The organism is Pseudoalteromonas sp. S554 (assembly GCF_005930865.1).
Classification (GTDB): Bacteria; Pseudomonadota; Gammaproteobacteria; order Enterobacterales; family Alteromonadaceae; genus Pseudoalteromonas; species Pseudoalteromonas marina.
Genome location: NZ_PNDV01000065.1, coordinates 1 through 17,441, shown reverse-complemented (window position 1 = coordinate 17,441; position 17,441 = coordinate 1). Strand labels below are relative to the sequence as shown.

At 39.2% G+C, this 17,441-nt stretch carries 17 protein-coding genes and 1 tRNA gene; 11 read left to right on the top strand and 7 right to left on the bottom strand.

What is annotated here, in order from left to right; all coding sequences use genetic code 11:
• The first annotated feature begins 18 nt into the window (after positions 1 to 18).
• The 3 genes from aat (at position 19) to infA (ending at position 1,741) form a co-directional block, all read left to right on the top strand.
• The gene (aat, locus tag CWB65_RS14385) at positions 19 to 735 is read left to right on the top strand and encodes a leucyl/phenylalanyl-tRNA--protein transferase (RefSeq protein WP_008128404.1); all 717 of its coding nucleotides are present in this window, start codon (positions 19 to 21) and stop codon (positions 733 to 735) included.
• Positions 728 to 1,432, top strand: coding sequence for an arginyltransferase (locus CWB65_RS14380; protein ID WP_033025243.1), 705 nt, complete (start codon positions 728 to 730; stop codon positions 1,430 to 1,432). The genes aat and CWB65_RS14380 overlap by 8 nt, the downstream gene beginning before the upstream one ends.
• Positions 1,433 to 1,522: 90 nt before the next feature.
• The gene (gene infA / locus CWB65_RS14375) at positions 1,523 to 1,741 is read left to right on the top strand and encodes a translation initiation factor IF-1 (protein ID WP_002962494.1); all 219 of its coding nucleotides are present in this window, start codon (positions 1,523 to 1,525) and stop codon (positions 1,739 to 1,741) included.
• Positions 1,742 to 1,933: 192 nt separating this feature from the next.
• Here the strand turns inward: infA and clpA are convergent, their stop codons facing one another.
• Complete coding sequence (gene clpA / locus CWB65_RS14370; protein ID WP_010556376.1) at positions 1,934 to 4,195, bottom strand: ATP-dependent Clp protease ATP-binding subunit ClpA; 2,262 nt, start codon at positions 4,193 to 4,195, stop codon at positions 1,934 to 1,936.
• A gap of 68 nt (positions 4,196 to 4,263) precedes the next feature.
• Complete coding sequence (gene clpS, locus CWB65_RS14365) at positions 4,264 to 4,572, bottom strand: ATP-dependent Clp protease adapter ClpS (RefSeq protein WP_021032429.1); 309 nt, start codon at positions 4,570 to 4,572, stop codon at positions 4,264 to 4,266.
• Positions 4,573 to 4,780: 208 nt separating this feature from the next.
• Here clpS and cspD point away from each other — a divergent pair, with 208 nt between their 5' ends.
• Positions 4,781 to 4,999, top strand: a complete 219-nt coding sequence (gene cspD, locus CWB65_RS14360; RefSeq protein ID WP_006792879.1) for a cold shock domain-containing protein CspD — start codon at positions 4,781 to 4,783, stop codon at positions 4,997 to 4,999.
• Between the two features lie 513 nt (positions 5,000 to 5,512).
• Positions 5,513 to 7,735 (top strand): NADP-dependent isocitrate dehydrogenase, encoded by a 2,223-nt coding sequence (locus tag CWB65_RS14355; protein ID WP_008128416.1) that lies wholly within the window; start codon positions 5,513 to 5,515, stop codon positions 7,733 to 7,735.
• A gap of 145 nt (positions 7,736 to 7,880) precedes the next feature.
• Here CWB65_RS14355 and CWB65_RS14350 read toward each other — a convergent pair whose 3' ends face one another.
• The 3 genes from CWB65_RS14350 to CWB65_RS14340 form a co-directional block, all read right to left on the bottom strand.
• The gene (locus CWB65_RS14350; RefSeq protein ID WP_138740829.1) at positions 7,881 to 9,122 is read right to left on the bottom strand and encodes an amidohydrolase family protein; all 1,242 of its coding nucleotides are present in this window, start codon (positions 9,120 to 9,122) and stop codon (positions 7,881 to 7,883) included.
• A gap of 12 nt (positions 9,123 to 9,134) precedes the next feature.
• Complete coding sequence (locus CWB65_RS14345; protein WP_138740828.1) at positions 9,135 to 10,517, bottom strand: amidohydrolase; 1,383 nt, start codon at positions 10,515 to 10,517, stop codon at positions 9,135 to 9,137.
• A 100-nt stretch (positions 10,518 to 10,617) separates the two neighbouring features.
• A complete protein-coding gene (locus CWB65_RS14340) occupies positions 10,618 to 11,403 on the bottom strand; it encodes a hypothetical protein (protein WP_008128423.1) in 786 nt (261 codons plus the stop codon).
• Between the two features lie 252 nt (positions 11,404 to 11,655).
• On the opposite strand from CWB65_RS14340, the gene CWB65_RS14335 reads away from it, so the two are divergent.
• Positions 11,656 to 12,018, top strand: coding sequence for a DUF3718 domain-containing protein (locus tag CWB65_RS14335; RefSeq protein ID WP_008128426.1), 363 nt, complete (start codon positions 11,656 to 11,658; stop codon positions 12,016 to 12,018).
• A gap of 68 nt (positions 12,019 to 12,086) precedes the next feature.
• Here CWB65_RS14335 and CWB65_RS14330 read toward each other — a convergent pair whose 3' ends face one another.
• Entirely contained in the window at positions 12,087 to 12,779 is a 693-nt protein-coding gene (locus CWB65_RS14330; RefSeq protein ID WP_008128428.1) for a hypothetical protein, read from the bottom strand.
• 124 nt (positions 12,780 to 12,903) lie between these two features.
• Between CWB65_RS14330 and CWB65_RS14325 the strand changes: the two genes are divergently transcribed.
• A complete protein-coding gene (locus CWB65_RS14325; RefSeq protein ID WP_008128430.1) occupies positions 12,904 to 13,764 on the top strand; it encodes a fructosamine kinase family protein in 861 nt (286 codons plus the stop codon).
• A gap of 136 nt (positions 13,765 to 13,900) precedes the next feature.
• A complete protein-coding gene (locus tag CWB65_RS14320) occupies positions 13,901 to 14,104 on the top strand; it encodes a CPXCG motif-containing cysteine-rich protein (protein ID WP_008128431.1) in 204 nt (67 codons plus the stop codon).
• Here CWB65_RS14320 and CWB65_RS14315 read toward each other — a convergent pair.
• Complete coding sequence (locus CWB65_RS14315; RefSeq protein ID WP_008128433.1) at positions 14,101 to 14,727, bottom strand: riboflavin synthase; 627 nt, start codon at positions 14,725 to 14,727, stop codon at positions 14,101 to 14,103. The two genes, CWB65_RS14320 and CWB65_RS14315, sit on opposite strands and share 4 nt — an antisense overlap.
• A 128-nt stretch (positions 14,728 to 14,855) precedes the next feature.
• Between CWB65_RS14315 and CWB65_RS14310 the strand changes: the two genes are divergently transcribed.
• From CWB65_RS14310 to CWB65_RS14300, 3 genes are all read left to right on the top strand, one after another.
• Positions 14,856 to 16,217, top strand: coding sequence for an MATE family efflux transporter (locus CWB65_RS14310; RefSeq protein ID WP_138740827.1), 1,362 nt, complete (start codon positions 14,856 to 14,858; stop codon positions 16,215 to 16,217).
• Complete coding sequence (locus tag CWB65_RS14305) at positions 16,189 to 17,250, top strand: DUF3080 family protein (RefSeq protein WP_008128440.1); 1,062 nt, start codon at positions 16,189 to 16,191, stop codon at positions 17,248 to 17,250. Before CWB65_RS14310 ends, CWB65_RS14305 begins: the two co-directional genes overlap by 29 nt.
• Before the next feature lie 113 nt (positions 17,251 to 17,363).
• Positions 17,364 to 17,440, top strand: a tRNA-Val gene (locus CWB65_RS14300).
• Position 17,441 lies beyond the last annotated feature (1 nt).

Here is a 17,441-nt window from a genome sequence, read left to right as displayed (position 1 = left end):
ATAAAAAGTAAACACGTTATGACTAACCAGCTATACCAACTAAGTGATACAGATATAGCATTTCCCAATCCAGAATATGCATTAGTTTCTCCAGACGGCCTACTAGCTGTGGGTGGTGACTTGAGCCTAGCTCGCCTTTGCAATGCTTATACTAATGGGATATTTCCTTGGTTTAGCGATAACGAACCTATTATGTGGTGGTCACCAAGTGAACGTGGCATTGTGGAGTTAAATGAGTTTCATGTTAGTAAAAGTTTACGTAAGCACCTAAAAAAATACCCCGTAACAGTGACAGTTAATAACGCCTTTGTTGAAGTCATTGAAGCATGCCGTGACCAACGCATTGATACCGACGGTACTTGGATCACTACTGATATGCTTAGTGCTTACATAAATGCTCATCATGCAGGCGTAGCGCATAGCTTAGAGGTGTGGCGCAACGGAGAGCTTGCAGGTGGACTGTATGGAATTATGCAAAATGGTGTGTTTTGTGGCGAATCGATGTTTCATCATCAAACTAATTGTTCTAAATTAGCTATGTGGGCGCTTGTGAATTGGTTAAAATACCATGACGCTCATTTTATTGATTGCCAACTCGAAAACCCATATTTGATGAGTTTGGGAGCAAAAGTTATTCCTCGAACTGATTTTTTAGCTAAACTTAACACTGCACTTACCTATAAAGTTAATCCTACTATGTGGGAACCACAGGAACTTATTGCAATCTATGAATGAAAACCTAACAGCCCGTGTTGGTTTAAGCCAAGAATTTGCGTGTAGTTATCTGCCCAACAGGCGCGAGCAACTATTAGTCATATTAGATCCCACTTATTATTGCTCAGAAAAGTTCGAATCTTTGTTAGCAGTCGGCTTTAGGCGCAGTGGTAACCAAATATACCGCCCTCACTGCCCCGTTTGCAGTGCATGTAACTCTGTTCGTGTTTTAGCGCAAGAATTTATGCCATCAAAATCACAAAAACGTAAACTAAACAAAGCAAAAACCCAGTTTACGGTCACTTACTCTACTAGCGAACGAGCAGAGTATTATCCGCTGTACTGTAAATATATAACTATGCGCCATCAAGACGGCAGCATGTACCCACCACAGCCTGAACAATTTCAAAGCTTTTTATTTTGCAGTTGGCTTGAAATTACGTTTATCGAACTTTGGCATCAAGGCACTTTAGTAGGTGTAGCCGTAACCGATTGTATGGACAACGCTATTTCTGCTATTTACACGTTTTTTGACCCTGACTTTGAGCACTATAGTTTAGGGTCAATTATGATATTAGAGCAGCTAAAATTTGCTAAAGCGCAAAATAAACAATTTGTGTATTTGGGCTATCAAATTGATGAGTGCACCAAAATGAAGTATAAAACTCAGTTTTTACCCGCACAAAAACAGCTTAATGATGAGTGGGTGGCTATTTAATTTGCAAATATAGCCCCTGCGCCTTTACTTATTGGTGTATTTTGGGCAAAATCTGCAGCGTTTAACTATTAAAGAGGTGTTACGCTAAACATGGCGAAAGAAGACGTAATCGAAATGCAAGGGACTGTCCTTGATACTTTACCAAATACAATGTTCCGAGTTGAGCTAGAAAATGGTCACGTAGTTGTGGCTCATATTTCAGGTAAAATGCGCAAAAACTATATCCGTATTTTAACCGGCGATAAAGTAACGGTAGAAATGACTCCTTACGATTTATCGAAAGGTCGTATCGTATTCCGTGCTCGCTAAGTAAGTGCGTAAACGAGATTTAGTTTTTGGCTAGTGTATAACTAGCTTTAAGCGTTTATTAAATGTAATTGATGGACTTTGACTAGCAATTACATTTAATAAACAAAAAACCCAGCTTTTGCTGGGTTTTTTGTTGCCTAAAATAAAAAATGGCCCGGTATTACAAGCGAGCCATTTAGAGTCTTATGCGGTTTATGCTGGTGTTAAACTACTTTCGTAATCAAAACGGATTTTCTTGTCTTTTACCGACACCTTCACTGTGCCGCCATCAGCCAACTTACCAAACAGTATTTCGTTTGCGAGTGGCTTTTTGAGCTCTTCTTGAATAACACGCGCCATTGGGCGTGCACCCATCGCTTTATCGTATCCTTTTTCAGCTAACCATTCACGTGCCTTAGAGGTCAATTCAAAATTAACCGACTTCTTATCAAGCTGTGCCTGCAGTTCAACAATAAATTTATCAACCACCAACAAAATAACTTCACGTTCAAGATGGTTAAACCAAATAATGTTATCTAAGCGGTTTCTAAACTCTGGTGAAAATGTTTTGTTAATTTCACCCATTGCATCGTGTGTATGATCCTGCTCACTAAAGCCAATTGACTTGCGAGTTGTTTCTTGCACGCCGGCATTAGTGGTCATTACCAGCACAACATTTCTAAAGTCAGCTTTACGGCCATTGTTGTCGGTTAATGTACCGTGATCCATTACCTGCAATAAAATGTTGTAAATATCTGGATGCGCTTTTTCAATCTCATCGAGTAAAACCACCGCATGAGGGTTCTTAATAACAGCCTCGGTTAGCAAACCGCCCTGCTCAAAACCAACATAACCTGGCGGTGCACCAATTAAGCGGCTAATTGCATGACGCTCAACATATTCCGACATATCAAAACGAATAAACTCAACACCCATGCATTTTGCAAGCTGCTTAGTTACCTCTGTTTTACCAACACCGGTTGGACCAGCGAATAAGAAAGAACCCACTGGTTTTTCTTCACTTGTTAGCCCTGAACGTGACAAACGGATTGCCGATGTAAGTGCATCAATTGACTGATCTTGACCAAACACCAGCATTTTAAGATTACGGTCAATATTTTTAAGCGTTTCTTTGTCCGATGACGATACATTTTGTGGTGGAATGCGCGCCATTTTGGATATGATCATTTCAATGTCTGATACACCAATGGTTTTTTTACGTTTAGAGCTTGGCTGCAAACGCTGGTTTGCACCGGCTTCATCTATTACATCAATGGCTTTATCAGGTAAGTGACGCTCGTTAATGTATTTAGCACTCAGCTCAGCCGCAGCTTTTAACGCTTTTTGTGTGTAACGAATACCATGGTGTTCTTCATAACGATCTTTCAGGCCATTCAGGATTTTAGTGGTATCGGCAACACTTGGCTCAAGTACATCAATTTTTTGAAAACGACGAACTAATGCACGGTCTTTTTCAAAAATATTTTTATACTCGTTGTAAGTTGTTGACCCCATACAACGGAGCTTACCACTTGAAAGCAATGGCTTAAGTAAGTTAGAGGCATCCATAACGCCACCTGACGCAGCGCCTGCCCCAATGATGGTGTGAATTTCATCAATAAATAAAATAGAGCCTGGTTTTGCTTGTAGCTCTTTTAATAAACTTTTAAAACGTTTTTCAAAATCGCCACGGTATTTTGTACCAGCAAGTAATGCGCCCATGTCTAACGAGTAAACCACTGCATCTGCAATCACTTCAGGAACTTGCTCGTTAACAATACGATAAGCTAACCCTTCAGCAATCGCTGTTTTACCCACACCCGCTTCACCTACAAGCAATGGGTTATTCTTTTTACGACGACACAATACTTGTACCGCACGTTCAACTTCACTGTCACGGCCAATCAATGGATCAATATTACCATCGCGTGCTTGCGCATTTAAGTTAGTAGTGAAGCTGTCTAGCTTGCTGACCTCTTCATTTTGAACTTCTTGCACTTCTTCGTTTATGTCGTCCGTATCGTCGCCTAAATCATCATCGGTTTTTGAAATCCCATGAGAAATAAAATTAACAATGTCTAAGCGCGAAACATCATTTTTCTTCAGCAGATAAACGGCTTGGCTTTCTTGCTCAGAAAAAATAGCAACCAACACATTTACGCCGGTAACTTCGTTTTTACCTGATGATTGAACATGAAACACTGCACGCTGTAATACTCGTTGAAAACCAAGCGTAGGTTGTGTTTCACGCTCTTCTTCTAAATCGGGGATAACCGGTGTTGTTTCATCAATAAATTCAAGCAATTCGTATTTTAAGCCTGAAATGTTAACACCACACGCATTTAGCGCTTCTGAAGCAGAAGGGTTATCTAATAGCGCAAGTAAAAGGTGCTCGACAGTCATAAACTCATGACGGCGAGTGCGCGCTTCACGAAACGCGGCATTTAATGTAAGTTCTAAGTCTTTGTTTAGCATTGGCAACCCCTTACTGAGATAATAATGTATACCACAACAAACAGGTGTGTGATCACCCTAGTTGGTATTTATTCCTGCTCACAACTACAAAGCAGCGGATGCTCGTTATCACGCGAGTAGCGGTTAACTTGTTCAACTTTGGTATAAGCTACATCAGCGCTGTAAACGCCACAAATGCCTTTACCTTTTTCGTGAACTTGAAGCATCACGTCGGTTGCTCTATCGCTATCCATATTAAAAAACGTCGTTAAAACTTCTATTACAAAGTCCATCGGCGTGTAATCGTCATTATTTAAAACAACTTTGTATTTTCGCGGCGGCTGTAACTTTTGCTTTTCGCTGTCGCGAACTGTATCGATAACACCTGAATCTTTCATACCACTCATAATTAAATATAGTCTTGTCTTAGGAACTCAAGCAAACTTGAATAAAAAATAAATAAAATGTTAAAAAATAACTCAAAAAGCTTGACTGATTGATTAAATAAACTACAGTCAAACATAGATTGATTAATCCTTAATCAGTCTAGCAAATAATATGGTTTAGAATAACTAAATTAGTCAACTTATTGAAGGATGTAGAAGTATGGCTTGTGGTAAAGTTAAATGGTTTAACAATGCTAAAGGTTTTGGTTTCATCGTTGAAGACGGCTGCGAGAATGATATTTTCGCCCATTACTCTACAATTGTAATGGACGGTTATAAAACGCTTAAAGCTGGACAAGATGTAACATTCGAATTAGAACAAGGCCCTAAGGGCTTGCACGCTAAAAATATTGCCTTAGACGGCGACATTTTAGAGTGACGGTTGTTTTATTCGACTAAAGCGAGCGACCTATTAGGCTCCTCGCTTAATTCCTCACACTTCTATTTACCCACACCGACATAAATTGTTTCTTTTTCTTTATTTTCAACCCTTATCCTTGATTTTATTTCATATACCCCAATATTCTAAGAGTTGACCGTTTAACTGCTTGTGAGCAGGCTCAAACTCTAGCCCTTTGTATTCAAGCTTGTTACACTCTTGATGCTAAAAATTTAGGCAAAACATAGCAACTAGCTCAACTTGCTGAGCACATAAAATATACTAGTCTAAAGGCTAATTTATTTTTATTATATTTTTAGCTATAAATATGACCACAGTTCGTCAGGTGTGACTATTCTGCTTTAACTGTAAAGCTACACGAGTACCAACACCTAACAAACTATTCATTATCTGAACGTATATATTAAAACACTATGATATGTACTCTCTCAGCTTTAATGATTTCTTTGCATTGTTGAATAAGGCCAATTGGCCGACTATCTAGGAATGATGATGACATCAAAAATTATCTATACAAAAACGGACGAAGCTCCGGCACTAGCAACTTACTCGTTGCTACCGATCATCCAAGCATATACAAATGCAGCAGGTGTTGAAGTTGAAACTCGCGATATCTCATTAGCAGGTCGTGTAATTGCTAGCTTCCCTGATTATTTAACAGAAGAACAACGTATTGGTGATGCACTTGCTGAACTAGGTGAGCTTGCAAAAACACCTGAAGCTAATATCATCAAACTTCCAAACATTAGTGCTTCAGTTCCACAGTTACGCGCTGTAATAAAAGAGCTTCAAGCAAAAGGCTATGCCCTTCCAGATTACCCTGTTGAGCCTAAAAACGACGAAGAAAAAGCAATTCAAGCTGCATACGACAAAGTAAAAGGTAGTGCGGTAAACCCTGTATTACGTGAAGGTAACTCTGACCGCCGTGCACCTGGCTCTGTAAAAGAGTACGCACGCAATAACCCACATTCAATGGGCGCGTGGAGCAAAGACTCTGCCTCTTACGTTGCAAGCATGAGCGAAGGCGATTTCTTTGGTTCAGAGCAATCAACAACTATCGAAGAAGCAACTGACGTGCGCATTGAGCATGTTGCTACAAACGGTGATATAACTGTTCTTAAGCAAAGCACACCACTATTAGCTGGTGAAGTAATTGATGCTTCACGCATAAGTGCTGCTAAGCTACAGGCTTTTTTAGCTGCTGAAATTGATGCTGCTAAAGAAAAAGGCGTTTTATTCTCGCTTCACATGAAAGCGACAATGATGAAAGTGTCTGACCCAATCATATTTGGTCACGCTGTTAAAGTATTCTACAAAGACGTATTTGCAAAACACGGTGAGCTTTTTGAAGAGCTAGGTGTTGATGTTAATAACGGTTTAGGCGATGTTTACTCTAAAATTCAAACATTAGACGATGCTAAACGCGCTGAAATTGAAGCCGATATTCAAGCTGTATATGCTGAGCGCCCTGCTATTGCTATGGTTGATTCTGACCGTGGTATCACAAACTTACACGTGCCAAGTGATGTGATCATCGATGCATCTATGCCTGCTGCAATTCGTTCAAGCGGTCAAATGTGGAACAATGACGGTAAATTACAAGACACAAGTTTTGTAATTCCTGATCGTTGTTACTCTGGCGTTTATCAAGCAACTATTGATTTTTGTAAAGAACACGGTGCGTTTGATCCAACGACAATGGGTAGCGTTCCAAATGTTGGCCTTATGGCTCAAAAAGCAGAAGAATACGGTTCGCACGACAAGACGTTCGAAGCAAAAGCAGCGGGTACTATTCGTGTAGTTGATACAGCAGGTAATACGCTACTTGAGCACAGTGTTGAGCAAGGCGATATCTGGCGTATGTGTCAGGTTAAAGATGCACCAATCCAAGATTGGGTTAAACTTGCTGTTAACCGTGCACGTGCTACTGGCGTTCCTGCTATTTTTTGGTTAGACGAAAATCGTGCACACGATGCTCAGCTAATCAAAAAAGTAAATAAATACCTACCAGATCACGACACAGCTGGCCTAGATATTCAAATTTTAGCTCCACTTGAAGCCACTTTATTCTCTTTAGGTCGCATTAAAGAAGGTAAAGACACTATTTCTGTAACAGGTAACGTACTACGTGATTACCTAACAGATTTGTTCCCAATTTTAGAGCTGGGTACAAGTGCTAAAATGCTTTCAATTGTCCCACTTATGAACGGTGGTGGCTTATTTGAAACTGGCGCAGGTGGTTCTGCACCTAAGCACGTTCAGCAGTTTGAAAAAGAAAACCACTTACGTTGGGATTCTTTAGGTGAGTTTTTAGCACTTGCAGCATCACTAGAGCATTTAAGTGTAACTACTGGTAACAACAAGGCTCAAGTACTTGCAGATACGCTTGATAAAGCAACGGGTACTTTCCTTGCTGAAAACAAATCGCCTTCACGTAAAGTTAAAGAAATTGATAACCGTGGTTCTCATTTCTTCTTATCTTTATTTTGGGCTCAAGAACTTGCTAAGCAAAATGACGATAGCGAACTTAAAGCACAGTTCACTCAAATTGCGAGCGATCTAGAGGCAAATAAAGACGCGATCGTAAACGAATTAAACGATGCTCAAGGCCCTGCTGTTGAATTAGGTGGTTACTTCCAGCCTAATGACGCAGCCGCTTTTGAAGCAATGCGTCCAAGCACTACATTTAACGATATCCTTGCTAAATTAGTGTAATAAATAGTAAAAATAAAACCGCTTACTTTTAAAGTAAGCGGTTTTTTTATGCCTATTAAAAAAGGCCGCTTAATGCGACCTTTTAAAGTTAATATCAACTCGCTTAATGAAATCCCAATTGTCGGGTTGATATAACGCTTACTATTTACTTAGTGTAAGCTCTTGGCATGTTTGAATCAGTAGTATAACGGTCACGTAATTTATCTTGGCGAGACTGTGTAGACACCTCAGTGCCATTAATAAACATACGACTTACGTTACTGCTTATTTCAAACGGATCATTAGTCCACATCACTACATCAGCGGCTTTACCCACCTCAATACTGCCCGCATTAATACCGAATACGTCAGCAACATTTGATGTAACAGCTTTCAGTGCACCTTGTTGGCTCATGCCATAAGATACAGCGTTACCTGCGTCATAGCGAAGCTGATAAATATTGTGACTTGCATCTCCACCAACCGTTAAAAGTACTTTAACACCGGCTTTTTCAAGTAAACCTGCATTATTTAAATTAGCGTGTAAAGAATCGAAGCTTCCTGGTAAGTTGTCCATAGCGCTAATAATTACTGGGATATTAGCTTTAGCAATATGCTCTTTAACAACAACAGCATCCTGTGCTCCACTTAGTACTAAGTTAACACCAAATTGCTCTTTCACTTTAATAAGCTCAATAATATCAGCAGCACGCGATACGCTTATAACCAATGGCATGTCGCCAGAAAGTACTTTAGCCATTACTTTGTCTTCAGTACTTGGTTTATCGTCGTCTTTTTTATCTTTTTTGCTCAATTTAGTTTGATGGGCATCTAGCTTATTAATTAATGTTTGCAGTGTAAAAGCGCGCGAGCCTTTTCTTCGCTCACCTAAATGCACAACTAACGCTGCTTGTTTTTGAACGTCACTTTCAAGGCTGCCGCTTAAATCAACCACACTAGCCAAACCTGCAAAAATACTATCGCCGCCATAAGGGGTAATTACATCTCGTGTAACGCCGCCTTTACGTGCATAGGGTATTAAGCTTGAATGTGCGTTATATGCAAGGCTAACATCAAAATCTATACCCGCTTTGTCGTCACCCGCATCGCGAGAGCCTGCAACCGCACCCACTTCAACTAAACCAAGTTGGTTATTGCTTGCAATAAAACCAGGGGTAACAATTTTACCATTGGCATCAATAATTTCATCAGCACTTACTTCTGCCGGGTTAATAGCTGTAATTTTCCCGTTATCCATAACAATGCTTGCGCCTTTTAATACGCCTTGCTCTGTTGATGTATGGATAGTTGCATTAATAATAGCCAATGACTGTGCGTCTACAGCACCAGAGGCTAGTAATCCGGCAGCAACCAGAGATAGCGAAAACGAACGTGATAAATTTTTCATTCTGGGTGCTCCTTATTTTTGACCTAACATAAAATCACTGGTTGCCTGATAAGTGCTATCGTTTCTATCGTAAACTTTTGCACCATCAACAAAAACTTGCTCAGCTTTTGCGTAAACGCTAAACGGGCTTTGGTTCCAAATAACCACATCGCCTTGTTTACCTGCCTCTAACGAGCCTGTTTTATCGTCAATACCTAATGATTTTGCTGCGTTAGTGGTGATCCACTTAATTGCATGCTCTTCTGAAATATCAAAGCCATTTTCATTAGCACGATACATTACTTTAGCCGCTTCTTGATTTAAGCGTTGAATGGTTGTGTCTGAATCTGAGTGAACAACGGCACACGAGTTCTTAACCGCATCAACAATGGCAACGTTTTCTTGAACCATGTCATAGGCTTCCATTTTAAAGCCCCACCAGTCTGGCCACAATGCAGCACACGAGCCATTATCAGCTAACAAATCTGCAATTTTGTATGCTTCAATACCGTGATGGAACGTACCCGCGTGGTAATTAAATTCTTTAGAAAGGTCAATCATCATCGCCATTTCTTCGGCTTTGTAACAATGATTGTGGATCATTACTTCGCCTTCAAGAACGCCGCGTAATGTATCGTACTTTATATCGCGATTCGGGGCTTCAGGATTTTTACCTTCTGCGTATTCTGCATCGTACTTATCCCATGCTCGCTTATATTCTTGCGCGCCAATCCACGCAGTGCGGTAACCAGCCATATTACCCATACGTGTTGAAGGTAATACACCTTTACGACCATATACGCGTTTTGGGTTTTCACCACACGCCATTTTAAGGCCATACGGTGCATCAGGAAATTTCATTCCTTGCATTGTGTGTGCTGGCACGTTTTTAAGCGTAACACCACGCCCGCCAAATAAATTAGCAGAGCCTGGCAAGATTTGTAACGAGGTAATACCGCCTTCGCGCGCACGGTTAAACCCTGGATCTTGCGGCCAAACAGAGTGCTCTACCCAAACTTCGGCCGTATTTGGGCTGGTCATTTCATTACCATCTTGATGTGATTCTACCGATGGATTTGGATAGGCACCCAAATGTGAATGAACATCAATAATACCTGGTGTTACCCATTTACCTTGTGCATCAATAGTTGTGTCTGCTTTTACAGTTAAGTCTTTACCTACTTGCTGTACTTTACCATCGACCAATAGTACATCAGCGTCATCTAAGCGTTCGCCGGTACCTGTAAGAACAGTCGCGTTTGTGATGAGTGTGCTTGTTGTAGAAATTGGCGTGTAAGTACTTGGGTATGGGTTTTTGTTAATAGTAATTTTATCATCTTGCGGGCCATTTTCTTGGCAACCTACAAGTGCAGCGGCTAAGCCAACTGCTAATAAAGAGGGAGCAAATTTATTCATGTTGTTGGGTTCTCCTGTTTTTTTAATACTTTAGCGAAAGCTTGGGCATAAAGCTAAAAAAACAGGTGAAAACGCGGTAAATTAAGATGAATTTACGTGATTATTTTTTTATATAATTGTTATATAGCTTTTCTAGTGCGCCCTCTGTGGTGAGGGACGGATCTTTGCTGATAAAATGTTTGACCGTGCGAGTTACAAAATCTGAATTTTGCTTATGTAATTTAGAAAAATCTTTAATAAGAGTATTACCATCTTTAGCCGCTGTTACCTTGTCGTGGCGATGACGGTACTGACTAAGGGCTTTGTTAAAATCGCCGTTGTAGTCTTCAACTAAAATTTTATAAAAGTCACTTTTTTGCACATTTAAAGAGGTAATGCAGTAATTCAGTGCGTCTTTAAAATCGGTAAAAACGTTACCTTCTACATCAAACTCTTTTGTTTTTTCGCGTACTGTGACACGTGCCTCTTCAGTGGCGTAACTAAAACCTGTAAATGCCAATCGCTCTGCGGCTTCTTTTCCTAATTTCATACCGGCCTGAATACTGTGAGCAAACTCATCACTCATGTCACTTAATTCGTTTTCTTCCCACATATTATAGACACGCAGTGCTTTGGCATATTTATTAGACAGCTTTTTTTTAATTTTGGTAAAGCGCTCGTCAATCGTCATTAGTCGTTCGTTATGTAATAGCGCATAACATTCATAACAAGCAGGAATTGAAATGAAGTCGGCATCCTCGCCTAAATCAATAATACTTTGCAGCATATGAAGAGGCGGACAATGATCGCGTTCAGTTGCTTCGCAGCCACAATAAAAACACTGATTAAAATGTTGTTGTTCGCAGGCATAGGCTTGTTGATAATAACTGGCTAACGCTTTACTCACTGTTTATCCTAAAAATCTACACATCAATTTATTGGGCGATAATACCAGCCTAAAAAAATATGTCAGTATCAATAAATTATTTTTATGAAAGTGTGTCAAAAAACACACTTAAAAATATGCTTTTTCATGAGCCTATAAGTAAGTGTGTACATTAAACATACTTGCTTACAGCTTGTTGCGTTTGGTTAACAGCTTTTTTAATTAATTAGTTTAATAATTAGCTTGCAACCGCAAACAACGAGGAAAAGTAAAATGAATACATTTAAAACAGCATTATGTACAACACTTGTAATTGGTAGTGCAGCATTAGCAGCACCTGTATCAGCAAAACAATTTGTAGCAGCCGACTCAACGCCAGGCACACAAATTTGTATGGCTGTTGCGTCTAATAAAGCATATTTACTACGCAAAACACAGCAGTCATTGAACGTTAAAAAAAGCATTATTAGCAATAAACTAACGTGTAATAACTTACCTATGGGTGATTTTGTAGCGCGTTATAATTTAGATAAAAGTGCTAATTACTTAAATATTGAAAGCAGTACTCGCACTTCAATTAAAGATTTAGCAAAGGTGTCGTCAACTGAAATCATTGTTATTTCGTCTCCGCAATAACATGTTTAAACGTTATAGCTAAGCAGGCATAACTATAACCTGCTTAGTTTTATTATTAACTTTATTGCTTAAAGAACACCCGCAATTAAACCAAATAAACCGCCAAATACTCCGCCCCAAACAACTAACCAACCTAAGTGCTCGCGTATCATTGTTTGAATAATTTCTTTCACCATTTTAGGGGTTAATTCATCAAGGCGTTCATCAACAAGTTTAAGTACTGTGCTGTGCAACCCTTGAGCACTATTTCCTTGTGAAAGCGTTTGCGTTACTAACGCTTTAAAGTTCTCTGTTTGAGAAATTTGTGCTAACGAAAGTTGCATTTTATCAATAAATTTTTCGCGCATTGGCTCTATTGCAGCAGTGCCTCCAAACATACCCAGCATGCTACCAAATTGCGATTGCTCTATAACCTCGAGTAAATTATCGAAAGCTGGATTTAAATCAACATTACTAATGATCGGTTCAAAGTCGATATTAGGCTGCGCCTTGTTGAGTAAATTATTAATTTTTTGCTCGGAGAAAAACTCAGTGAGTATTAGGTTTCGTATAGCAACTTTAAAGCTCTCAAACTTAAGCGCAATAACACCAGACCCATATAAAAACGGAACCTTTTCAAATAGCATATGAATAGCCAATAAATTGGTCACTGCCCCAGAAAGTGCAAATAACCCCACCGACAAAACTACTGGCTGATCAAACATCAATCCTGCAGCTACACAAATACTTGCTAGTAAATTGGTTATAAAACTTTTGTTCATTTTTACTCCATTACAGTTAGCGTCACTTTGTGCGACACATTCACTAATTTTACAACGTTTAGTTTGTTAAATTAATCCCTTTTTGCCATAGTTTAAGTGTCTGTATAAAATACGAGCAACTATTATGTGGAAAGCAATTAACGAGCACATTAGCCAAGCTACAAATACTGACTTTAAACACACACAAAAGCGGCAACTGCAAGGCACAACAACCGATAAATATTTTCATATAAGTAATGGCACACAAAGCTACTTTGTTAAAATTGCGCTCAAAAGCGAGCTTGAGCGATTAGAAAGTGAATCTAGGAGCTTACAGATGCTTGCTAATAATAGTTATTTTAGTGTTCCAAGCTGCATTACATCAGGTGCTAACATTGAATTTTCATTTATCGTACTTTCGTGGTTAGAGCTTGATGAGCAGCCCTATTGCCAATGGCAAAAAATGGGCACTCAACTAGCGCAAATGCACCAAAAGCATGACCAGGCAATGTTTGGCTTTGATATAGATAATCACTTAGCTACAACCGTTCAACCAAATCGTTGGCACAAAAAGTGGGATGTATTTTTTGCCGAAGAACGCATAGGGTGGCAATTACAACTATTAGCCGAAAAAGGCATTAAATTTGCCAAGCCCGAGCACATAATTAATGAAGTTAAAGCACAATTACATGGTCATGTTGTGAACCCATCTTTGTTACATGGTGATTTTTGGCGAGGCAACTTGGGCTTTTTAAAAGAAGTACCGACCGTATATAATCCCGCTTGTTATTATGGTGATCGGGAAGTGGATATCGCAATGAGCGAGCTATTTGCGCCACTACCCGATGAATTTTATGTTGCCTATAATAAGCAATATCCTCTTCTACCAAGCTATCAAAAACGTAAACATATTTACCAACTATACCCTATTTTAAATCATGCAAATATTTTTGCTGGGCACTATCTTACTGAAGCTAAACAACATATAGATAAGCTTATGCAATAAGTGTAAATAAACTGTCATAACACGCTAAACAGACTATATTTAAAGGGTTCTAATGAGTTCAGTTTTACGTCATTAAGCCGTGGTTAGAATAAAAACATTCCAAGCTCTGCTTAAGTTATTTGTATTTGGAGTGATTATGAAAGACTTTTTATCACAACGTATTAGCTGCCCGTTTTGCGGACACCACATTCATTTGGATTTAGATGCCAGCATGGGCGATCAGGACTATATTGAAGACTGCACTGCCTGTTGCAACCCAATCCATTTAAATATGCACATAGACCATGCAAACAATAAATTAGAGCTACACGTAGACAGTGACGACGAACAAATTTTTTAATTTTGATGACGCAGGTAGTTTTCTACGGTGTTAACAATAGTGTAAGTTTGCTGATCGACCTCTATATTTAGCTCATCACCCACTTGCGCTTTACCTAAGTTTGTAATTGCTAATGTTTCTGGGATCAAATGCAACCAAAAGCCCTGCTCGTCAATCTCGCCTACTGTTAAACTAGCACCATTAATGGCGACAAAGCCTTTGTACAATACATATTTTTGCCACTTTACCGGTAAGCTTACCTGAATTTTGCAGTTGCTTTGAGTATTAATTATTTGATTTATTTTAGCCGAACAGTGAATGTGTCCCGATACAATATGCCCACCCAGTTCTGTGCCAAAAGTAACAGAGCGCTCGTAATTTACTAAACTGCCCAGATCAAGAAGCCCTAGATTAGTTAATTGAAGTGTTTCGTCAATCACGTCAAAGTGAACTTGCGCGACTACATCTTGGTTACTTAGCTCAACTTTTACTACTGTTAAACAACACCCATTAATCGCAATACTGGCTCCTAAATCTAGGTGTTTAACGTAGTCATCGCTCACCGACACCACTAAACGTAACACACCCTCATTATGGTTTTTAGACACCACAGTAGCTTGAGTTTGTACTATACCTGTAAACATAAAATCTCGTTAAGTTATGACAAAGTATTAGTTTAACGTATCGAATTATAAAATCATTCACTCCTTAGATTTTTATTTCAAAGACAATAGATTACAATTACAGCCTTACTCATTAAATAGCTGTTTTTATGACCTTTTGTAATTGGGAAGCTAAGCGTTTACTTTCTCTCGCGCTGCCTGTTTTTTTAGCACAAGTTACCCTTATATTAATGTCGGTGGTCGACACTATAATGGCAGGTCAGGTCAGCCCTACCGACCTAGCTGCGCTATCTATTGCTACTGGTATTTGGAACCCACTACTTTTAGCGTTGCAAGGTATTTTGTTAGCACTAACTGGCATAATTGCACAATTTGCCGGCGCTAATGACAAAAAAGGCATAAGCCACTATTTTCAACAAGCTTTATATTTAACCGTTTTACTGTGTATTACAGGCTTTAGTATTGCCTACTTGGCAAACATTATAATATTACAGCTAGATACAAGCCCGGCTATTGCGAGCCTCGCTTTCGACTATATTCAATTTGTTAAATGGGGGGTGTTTGGATTTTTATTTTTTACAACCTACCGAAACATGACTGAAGGCATGGGTATGACAAAACCGGCCTTCTATATTAGCTTACTCGGATTAGCCGTTAATATTCCTGCTAACTACATTTTCATAAATGGTTTATTTGGCCTTCCCGCCTATGGCGGAGCTGGCTGTGGTATAGCAACAGCTATTGTTTTAACAGTGATGGCATTAGCACAGATCACTTATTGCCAAATGAGTAAAAAGATAGATGCCAAAGGGCTACTCACACCGTTTGAAAAACCAAATATAACGACTATCGCCACTATTACAAAATTAGGTATTCCTATCTCTTTGGCTACTTTTTTTGAAGTAACACTTTTTACGTGTATTCCACTCTTTATTGCCCATTTAGGAGCGGTTGCTGTATCAGGCCATCAAATTGCAGCAAGTGTTACCGCGTTACTGTTTATGATGCCGCTAAGCCTCTCTATTGCCATTAGCATTCGAATTGGTAATTTGTATGGCCAGAATAAGTTCGATCAGTTAAAAATAGCCGTATCGACAAGTTATCTACTGGCTATATTAATCGCACTGTTCTTAGCGTTTATAACATTTATAGGTCGTGATGTGATAAGCCAGCTATACACAGATAGCCCTGCGGTTATTGCCCTTGCGACCTCAATTATGATTTTAGCCTGTATTTATCAACTACCCGATGCCCTGCAAGTTGCAGCAAATGGCATTTTAAGAGGATTAAAACACACTGCCCCTATTTCTTACATCACGTTTATTTCGTATTGGTTAATCGGCTTTAGCTTAGGCTACGTATTGGCAAGAACAGATATAATTGTGCCAGCAATGGGGCCGCACGGATTTTGGATTGGTATAATTGTCGGGCTCACTGTTGCAGCCATTTTGTTAATGATAACCGTTAGTAAGCGCTTTAAACATGAACCATTTATTAGCCAACAAGCTTAATTTAAATAACATAAAGCAGTTAGTATTAGTATGCATGTTACTAATACTAACCGTTACTATGCTAAGTGCTTGCACAGAGGCCCCCAGTAGTACAAACAATACCTACATAGAACGCCTTGAAAATATAACCGACAACAAATCAGAAGACCTCCCAGCGCTTAACTCACTCAAATTAAAGCCGTTAAGCGAACTCAACAACAGTAAAATAACACTGGGTATAGTTGAGCTTGCCGGGATCAGCAGCTGCAATTTAAATGTGGTAATAAGTGAGCACAACAACCAACTGGGTAAAACAGCAACCGCTGCAGGGCGTTTGAAATATCAAATAGACTTTATTCAACACGCCAACAGCTGCTTAGCCTCCCTCGATGAATCCTCAGTAACGTATAAAAAAATACATGAAGCAAAAAATCAAAAACAAGCTGATTTACTACATTATTTTAATGCAGCCCTTATTGAGGAACCAGAGCTCAACCGCACGTGGTCACTAACCGCTTCAGAATTAAGTAAAGAACCCGCAGGCTTTAGCGACACAATTGAGGCTATGCGTAAACTTACTGCTATTAAAGCGCAATTAGCTCAGGCTCAATTTGACGAAATAAACACAGATGCAATATACCAAGCACTCGAAACGCTTAATAAATATAGGTTTATTCAATCATTAATTAAATCTGTCAGGCAACAAATAAGGCTAAATAAAATCGCCACGGGGTTGGTGCATAACATCAATTTAAGCACCCTATGCCCAGTGGGTAAAAACAAAGATAAAGCTAAAATAATGAATAATATATTTCAAAAGTTCTATCTTTCACAAATTCAGCCTTACCAAGCACAACTCATTGGTTTTCTTGAAGTGCTTCAGCCTTTATTAAATCAACTGTGGTACCAAGAACGTGTAACAACTAATGAAATTAATCAGCTGATTAAAGCAAACTCAAATACCAATTTATTAAATCAATTGAAAAGCTCAGCTAAACAGCATGTTATTTGGTGGCAAGAGTTTTATAAAACGTGTGAAATCAGCCCAATATGAATAAAAAAACGGCAAATAAACCTAAAAACACGAAACGTGCTTGATTCACCAACCGCCACGCTATATATTAGCGGCCGTTGTTAAGCAATTAACACTTACTTAAATATAGTAATACGACTGTAGCTCAGTTGGTTAGAGCACTACCTTGACATGGTAGGGGTCGGTGGTTCGAATCCACTCAGTCGTACCAA

What these genes read in the sequence shown, in the direction of transcription:
- aat (WP_008128404.1), top strand. Translation starts at nt 19, where the DNA reads ATGACTAACCAGCTATACCAACTAAGTGATACAGATATAGCATTTCCC.
- CWB65_RS14380 (WP_033025243.1), top strand. Translation starts at nt 728, where the DNA reads ATGAATGAAAACCTAACAGCCCGTGTTGGTTTAAGCCAAGAATTTGCG.
- infA (WP_002962494.1), top strand. Translation starts at nt 1,523, where the DNA reads ATGGCGAAAGAAGACGTAATCGAAATGCAAGGGACTGTCCTTGATACT.
- clpA (WP_010556376.1), bottom strand. Translation starts at nt 4,195, where the DNA reads ATGCTAAACAAAGACTTAGAACTTACATTAAATGCCGCGTTTCGTGAA.
- clpS (WP_021032429.1), bottom strand. Translation starts at nt 4,572, where the DNA reads ATGAAAGATTCAGGTGTTATCGATACAGTTCGCGACAGCGAAAAGCAA.
- cspD (WP_006792879.1), top strand. Translation starts at nt 4,781, where the DNA reads ATGGCTTGTGGTAAAGTTAAATGGTTTAACAATGCTAAAGGTTTTGGT.
- CWB65_RS14355 (WP_008128416.1), top strand. Translation starts at nt 5,513, where the DNA reads ATGACATCAAAAATTATCTATACAAAAACGGACGAAGCTCCGGCACTA.
- CWB65_RS14350 (WP_138740829.1), bottom strand. Translation starts at nt 9,122, where the DNA reads ATGAAAAATTTATCACGTTCGTTTTCGCTATCTCTGGTTGCTGCCGGA.
- CWB65_RS14345 (WP_138740828.1), bottom strand. Translation starts at nt 10,517, where the DNA reads ATGAATAAATTTGCTCCCTCTTTATTAGCAGTTGGCTTAGCCGCTGCA.
- CWB65_RS14335 (WP_008128426.1), top strand. Translation starts at nt 11,656, where the DNA reads ATGAATACATTTAAAACAGCATTATGTACAACACTTGTAATTGGTAGT.
- CWB65_RS14330 (WP_008128428.1), bottom strand. Translation starts at nt 12,779, where the DNA reads ATGAACAAAAGTTTTATAACCAATTTACTAGCAAGTATTTGTGTAGCT.
- CWB65_RS14325 (WP_008128430.1), top strand. Translation starts at nt 12,904, where the DNA reads ATGTGGAAAGCAATTAACGAGCACATTAGCCAAGCTACAAATACTGAC.
- CWB65_RS14320 (WP_008128431.1), top strand. Translation starts at nt 13,901, where the DNA reads ATGAAAGACTTTTTATCACAACGTATTAGCTGCCCGTTTTGCGGACAC.
- CWB65_RS14315 (WP_008128433.1), bottom strand. Translation starts at nt 14,727, where the DNA reads ATGTTTACAGGTATAGTACAAACTCAAGCTACTGTGGTGTCTAAAAAC.
- CWB65_RS14310 (WP_138740827.1), top strand. Translation starts at nt 14,856, where the DNA reads ATGACCTTTTGTAATTGGGAAGCTAAGCGTTTACTTTCTCTCGCGCTG.
- CWB65_RS14305 (WP_008128440.1), top strand. Translation starts at nt 16,189, where the DNA reads ATGAACCATTTATTAGCCAACAAGCTTAATTTAAATAACATAAAGCAG.